Raw genomic sequence first — 5,823 nt, 5'->3', positions numbered from 1 at the left:
ACCCCAAGCAGCTCCGCCGCCTCGGCTTCTACGACTGACCGTCCTCCAGCCCCCGCCCGCCACCTTTCAATGGACGAGCTCGGCTCGGCCGACCGTCCTCCAGCCCCCGCCCGCCACCTGCCACCTTTCAACCGTTGCGGGGCTCGTCGGTGCTGCGCGGAGACTCCTCCTCGGCTTGCCGCCCCCAGGCCTGGTCCTCCTGGGGCCAGGCGGCGTAAGGGTCTTCCGGATACTGGCCGTCCCAGTATCGCTGGTCCGCGTACTGCGGCTCTTCCATGGACGCGTGCCGGTCCGCGTGCCGCTGCGGAATCTCGTCCTGCCCCCGCCGGGGCCTGGACACGCGTTCGGCGATGGGGCGGGCCAGGCTGAACCCGACCACCAGCAGGGACGTGAGGACGGCCAGGTACCAGCCGTAGCGGACGGTGATCTGGTAGCCGAAGTCCAGGCCGGTCTGGGGCAGGTTGTCGCGGACGTCGCCGAGCCGCAGGACGAAGATGCCGCAGACGAGCAGGGCGAGCGTGCCGGGGATCGCGGCGAGGGCGCCGATCCGGGCGTCCCGCCCGATCAGGTCCCAGCACGCCAGCGCGATCGCGACGACGGCCAGCACCGGGACGGCGACGATCATGGTGTCGGCGTCGATGCCCGCGAGGCTGCCGAGGTCGCGGGCGATCGGCCGGCCGAAAAGCTGGATGACCATCTGCGCGTGTGCCCACGGCAGGAACGCCGACACCAGCAGCGCGGCGGCCGCGACGATCGTGGCGAAGATCCAGGGGGCACCGCGCCGCGGTGGTCCCGGGGCCTCGCCGGGGACGGGGTCCGAGGCGGCGTCGCCGGGCGGCGGATAGCCGTCGACGGGCGGCAGGAAGGACGGGCGCGACCGCTCGCGGCCCGCCCCGGAACCCAGGTCACCGGTCATGGACCCAGCGTAAACGCAGGAACGGCATCGCCCGGTACGGCCCCGGCGGGCCCCGCGGCTCGGTAGTTTGGAAGGAAGTCCGTTATGGGAGGAGATCCCCGGTGTTGCTCGTTTTCGGCCTGGCGGCGGTGTCCCGAACCGTCAGTGAGGGGACGTTCCACTGCCCGCAGTGCGGGGGCGACCGTGCCTTCCGGAGGCGCGCCGGTCGCCGCTGGTTCTCGATGTTCTTCGTCCCGCTGGTGCCGCTGTGGAGGCTCGGGGAGTCCGTGGAGTGCCGCACCTGCCGGGGACGCTTCCCGCTGGCGGCGCTGCGGACGCCGACCGCCGAGCGGATGTCGGAGACCCTCGCCGCCGGCATGCGGGCCGCCGTCGCGCTGGTCCTGCGCGCCGGCGACCCCGCCGACCCGCTGGCCCGCGCACGCGCCATCGACACGGTCGCCGGCTACGGCGAGCCCGAGTACGACGGCTCCGCGGTGAACGCCGACCTCGCGCTCCGGCGGACCTTCCTGGAGCAGGAGATCATCCGGGCCGGGGCGTACCTCTCCGTGGAGGCCAAGGAGTGGTTCCTCGCGCAGGCCGCGCGGATCGGGCTGGCCGACGGGCCGCTCGGCGAGGGGGAGCGGCAGGAGCTGCACGCCATCGCGGACCTGCTCGGCATGTCCCGCGCCTACGCGCTGGGTGTGATCGTGACCACCGAGGGTGCGTCCCGCTGACATGCTCCCCGGCGCCGAGACGAGCGAGGCCGGGCCCGCGGCCCGCGCCGGGAGAGCGCTGGTCCGGGCCCCCGGTCCGCGGCTGGCCGAGGGGATCGTCACCCATGCCGCCCGCCGGCCCGTGGACGTCGCGCTCGCGGCGCGGCAGCACGAGGCGTACGCCGCGGCGCTGCGCTCGGCCGGATGGCGGGTGCGGGCCGTCGCCGAGGCCGACGACCAGCCCGACGCCGTGTTCATCGAGGACGCGCTGGTCGTCTGCGGCGACGTCGCCGTCGTCGGCCGGTCGGGGGACGAGCGCCGCAGGGGCGAGCTGCCCGGCGCGGAACGGGCGGCGCGGGAGCTCGGCCTGCGCGTCGAGCGGATCGAGGAGCCGGGCACCCTGGACGGCGGGGACGTGCTCCAGGTCGGCGACACCGTCTACGCGGGACGCGGCGCCCGCACGAACGAGGAGGGCATCTGCCAGCTCGCCCGCCTGCTGGGCGGCCGGAGGGTCGTCCCGGTCGACACCGCCGGCTGCCTGCACCTGAAGTCGGCGATGACCGCGCTGCCGGGCGGGATGCTGATCGGCATGCCCGAGATGGTGGACACCGCGGTCCTGCCGTACCTGCGGGTGCCCCGGGAGCCGGCGGGAGCCCACGTGGTCGTGCTCGGGCCGGACCACGTCCTGATGGCCGCGTCGGCGCCGCGCACCGCCGCCCGGCTCGCCGCGGACGGGCTGCGGGTCACCAGCGTGGACATCAGCGAGTTCGAGGCCCTCGACGGCTGCGTGACCTGCCTGTCCGTGCTCGTCCCCTGAGCGGCCCCGGAATGCCGAGGGACCCGCGCGCCGTTCCCATGAGACGAGAGAGGTCCCCGTTGTCTCAGTATGCGGACGCCGGTTTCCGTAACCCGGATGGTGTCTGTTAGTTTGGCGGACGTGTTCCGTGAGCTGCTCCTCCTTAGCGGCCGCAGCGGGGGCCTGTAACCAGGCCGGCTCCCTCGCTGCGGGACTGCGACGTGCACGTCGGCCGCGAGGTTCGAGCAGAAGGTTCTCATCGGATGTATCCGCGACAGCAGTCCTCCGGCATGCCGTTCCAGCGCTACCGGCCGTTCGCCCCGATCAAGCTCACCGACCGCACCTGGCCGGACGCGGTCATCACCGAGGCGCCGCGCTGGTGCGCGGTCGACCTGCGCGACGGCAACCAGGCCCTGATCGACCCCATGGACGCCGACCGCAAGCTACGGATGTTCGAGCTGCTGGTACGGATGGGCTACAAGGAGATCGAGGTCGGGTTCCCGGCGGCCAGCCAGACCGACTACGACTTCGTCCGGCAGATCATCGAGGAGGACAGGATCCCCGATGACGTCGCGATCCAGGTGCTGACCCAGGCCCGTCCCGAGCTGATCGAGCGGACCTTCGAGTCGGTGCGCGGGGCGAAGCGGGCGATCGTCCACCTGTACAACTCGACCAGCACGCTGCAGCGCCGCGTCGTGTTCGAGCAGGAGCGCGACGGCATCACCGCGATCGCCGTCGAGGGCGCCAAGCTGTGCGCCAAGCTCGCCGAGGACATGGGCGACACCGAGATCCGCTTCCAGTACTCGCCCGAATCGTTCACCGGCACCGAGCTGGAGTACGCCGTCGAGGTCTGCAACGCCGTCAACGACGTGTGGAAGCCCACCCCGGACCGGAAGGTCATCGTCAACCTGCCGGCGACGGTCGAGATGGCCACGCCGAACGTGTACGCCGACCAGATCGAGTGGATGAACCGGAACCTGGCCTACCGGGACTCCGTCATCCTGTCCCTGCACCCCCACAACGACCGCGGCTCCGCCGTCGCCGCCGCCGAGCTGGGCTACATGGCCGGCGCCGACCGCATCGAGGGCTGCCTGTTCGGCAACGGCGAGCGCACCGGCAACGTCTGCCTGGTCACGCTGGGCCTGAACCTGTTCACCCAGGGCGTCGACCCGCAGATCGACTTCTCCGATATCGACGAGATTCGCCGGACGGTCGAGTACTGCAACCAGCTGCCCGTCCACGAGCGCCACCCCTACGGCGGCGACCTGGTCTACACCGCGTTCTCCGGCTCCCACCAAGACGCCATCAACAAGGGCTTCGAGCACCTGAGGCGGGACGCCGAGGCGGCCGGGAGCACGGTCGACGACCACCGGTGGGAGGTCCCGTACCTGCCGATCGACCCGCACGACGTCGGCCGCACCTACGAGGCCGTCATCCGGGTCAACAGCCAGTCCGGCAAGGGCGGCGTCGCCTATGTCATGAAGACCGAGCACTCCCTGGAACTGCCGCGCCGGCTCCAGATCGAGTTCTCCCGCGTCGTCCAGGAGCACACCGACAGCGAGGGCGGCGAAGTCACCTCCGCGCGCATGTGGGAGATCTTCGAGAGCGAGTTCCTCACCGGCGGCCCGCGTGCCGGGCTGCTGGCGCACCGCACGACCTCGCGGGTGGACGAGAAGGACGCGATCAGCTGCGACATCCGCGTGGACGGGGAGATCCGCGAGATCGAGGGCGTCGGCAACGGCCCCGTCTCGGCGTTCGAGGACGCCCTCGCCACGGTCGGCATCGACGTCCGGGTCCTGGACTACGCCGAGCACGCGATGAGCGCGGGCGGCGACGCCCGTGCCGCCGCCTACGTCGAGTGCGACGTGAACGGCACGTCCGTGTGGGGCGTGGGCATCGACGGGAACATCGTCACCGCGTCCCTCAAGGCGATGCTGTCCGCCGTCAACCGCGTCGCCCGCGCGTAGGGCTCCGCAGGCCGCGGGCGCCGGGGGCGCCGGGGGCGCCCGCGGCCCCGGCGTCAGCGCGCGCGGCCGAGGACATGGTGGACCAGCTCAAGGAGGGGGCCGTGGAGCTGGGCCTCGCCGACGACGGTGCGGTCGCCGTCGATGTCGATCTCGTACAGGTACTGGTCGGGGATCCGGCCCGGCGGCGGGACCGCGTGCAGGTCGACGCGGCCGACGAGCCTCGCCAGCATGGGATCGCTGGCGCTGTCGGACTCGGCGCGCCGCTCGATTCCCGCGAATCCCCCGCTGCGGACGACTGTCACTCTCACTGATCACCTACGCCGTGGAGGGGCCTGCGGCGGCGAGGCGCCGCGTCTCCGCCCCGCCGTCCCGGACGGGGCCACCCCAAACGCTGCCAGCTCCGGATGGTTCGAGCCACAACTTTCGGGCGGACACCGCGGCCGAAACCGGTCACGGTATGTAATTGTTATCGAGCAGCGTGCTATGACCCGGGCCGACCCGTGAAGATCCTGGGGAGATGCCCGGATGCGGCGCCGAGTCATCCGGTGGTGTGCGTCAGAATGAGCGGGTGACCCTTTACCGCGACGAGGGCATCGTCCTGCGCACGCAGAAGCTGGGCGAGGCCGACCGCATCGTGACGGTGCTGACCCGGCGCACCGGCCGGATCCGCGCCGCGGCGAAGGGGGTCCGCAAGACCAGGTCCCGGTTCGGGGCGCGGCTGGAGCCGTTCACGCACGTGGACCTCCAGCTGTACGAGCGGCGCTCCCTCGACCTGATCACGCAGGCCGAGACGCTGCGCCCGTACGGAGAGGCGCTGGTCGCCGACTATCCCCGCTACACCGCGGGGACGGCGATGCTGGAGACCGCGGAGAAGCTCACCGCCGAGGAGGGCGAGCCCGCGCTGCGGCAGTTCCTGCTCCTGGTCGGCGGGCTGCGCACGCTCGGCGAACGCGCCCACGACCCGCGGCTCGTCCTGGACGCCTTCGTCCTGCGCTCGCTGTCGGTCGCCGGATGGGCGCCGGCGCTCGACGAGTGCTGCCGCTGCGGCACCCGCGGCGGGCTGCGCGGCTTCGCCATCGCGGCGGGCGGCGCGGTCTGCGCGAACTGCCGCACACCGGGCGCGGCGACCCCCGCGCCGCCGACGTTCGCGCTGATGCTGGCGCTGCTGCGCGGCGACTGGGAGTACGCCGACGGCAGCGAGCAGCGCCACCGCGCGGAGACCAGCGGCCTGGTCGCCGCCTACCTCCAGTGGCATCTGGAACACGGAATCCGGTCCCTGCGCCACGTGGAGCGCGACCATGGACCCGCCGAGGACACCGCGTTCCCCGAGGACACCGCGTTCCCCGAGGACACCGCGTTCCCCGAGGACACCGCGTTCCCCGAGGACACCGCGTTCCCCGAGGACACCGCGTTCCCCGAGGACACCGCGTTCCCCGAGGACACCGCGTTCCC

5 protein-coding genes and 1 pseudogene are annotated in these 5,823 nt (G+C 72.5%); 4 read left to right on the top strand and 2 right to left on the bottom strand.

From position 1 onward, the window contains the following. Positions 1-127 precede the first annotated feature (127 nt). Entirely contained in the window at positions 128-916 is a 789-nt protein-coding gene (locus E1281_RS36475; RefSeq protein ID WP_131884263.1) for a hypothetical protein, read from the bottom strand. A gap of 101 nt (positions 917-1,017) precedes the next feature. On the opposite strand from E1281_RS36475, the gene E1281_RS36470 reads away from it, so the two are divergent. From E1281_RS36470 to leuA, 3 genes are all read left to right on the top strand, one after another. Continuing rightward, complete coding sequence (locus tag E1281_RS36470; protein ID WP_131884262.1) at positions 1,018-1,629, top strand: hypothetical protein; 612 nt, start codon at positions 1,018-1,020, stop codon at positions 1,627-1,629. Between the two features lies 1 nt (position 1,630). Then, the gene (gene ddaH, locus E1281_RS36465; RefSeq protein ID WP_131884261.1) at positions 1,631-2,425 is read left to right on the top strand and encodes a dimethylargininase; all 795 of its coding nucleotides are present in this window, start codon (positions 1,631-1,633) and stop codon (positions 2,423-2,425) included. A 242-nt stretch (positions 2,426-2,667) separates the two neighbouring features. Then, complete coding sequence (leuA, locus tag E1281_RS36460; protein WP_131884260.1) at positions 2,668-4,371, top strand: 2-isopropylmalate synthase; 1,704 nt, start codon at positions 2,668-2,670, stop codon at positions 4,369-4,371. 53 nt (positions 4,372-4,424) lie between these two features. Here the strand turns inward: leuA and E1281_RS36455 are convergent, their stop codons facing one another. Continuing rightward, positions 4,425-4,679, bottom strand: a complete 255-nt coding sequence (locus E1281_RS36455; RefSeq protein ID WP_243717757.1) for a protealysin inhibitor emfourin — start codon at positions 4,677-4,679, stop codon at positions 4,425-4,427. 260 nt (positions 4,680-4,939) lie between these two features. On the opposite strand from E1281_RS36455, the pseudogene recO reads away from it, so the two are divergent. Beyond that, positions 4,940-5,665 (top strand): annotated as a pseudogene (recO, locus tag E1281_RS36450) (DNA repair protein RecO); the annotation flags it as partial. Positions 5,666-5,823 lie beyond the last annotated feature (158 nt).

It is taken from the genome of Actinomadura sp. KC345 (genome assembly GCF_004348515.1).
In the GTDB taxonomy this organism is placed as follows: domain Bacteria; phylum Actinomycetota; class Actinomycetes; order Streptosporangiales; family Streptosporangiaceae; genus Spirillospora.
The sequence above is the reverse complement of the archived record's forward strand: the minus strand, read 5'-3'. Positions and strand labels throughout refer to the sequence as shown.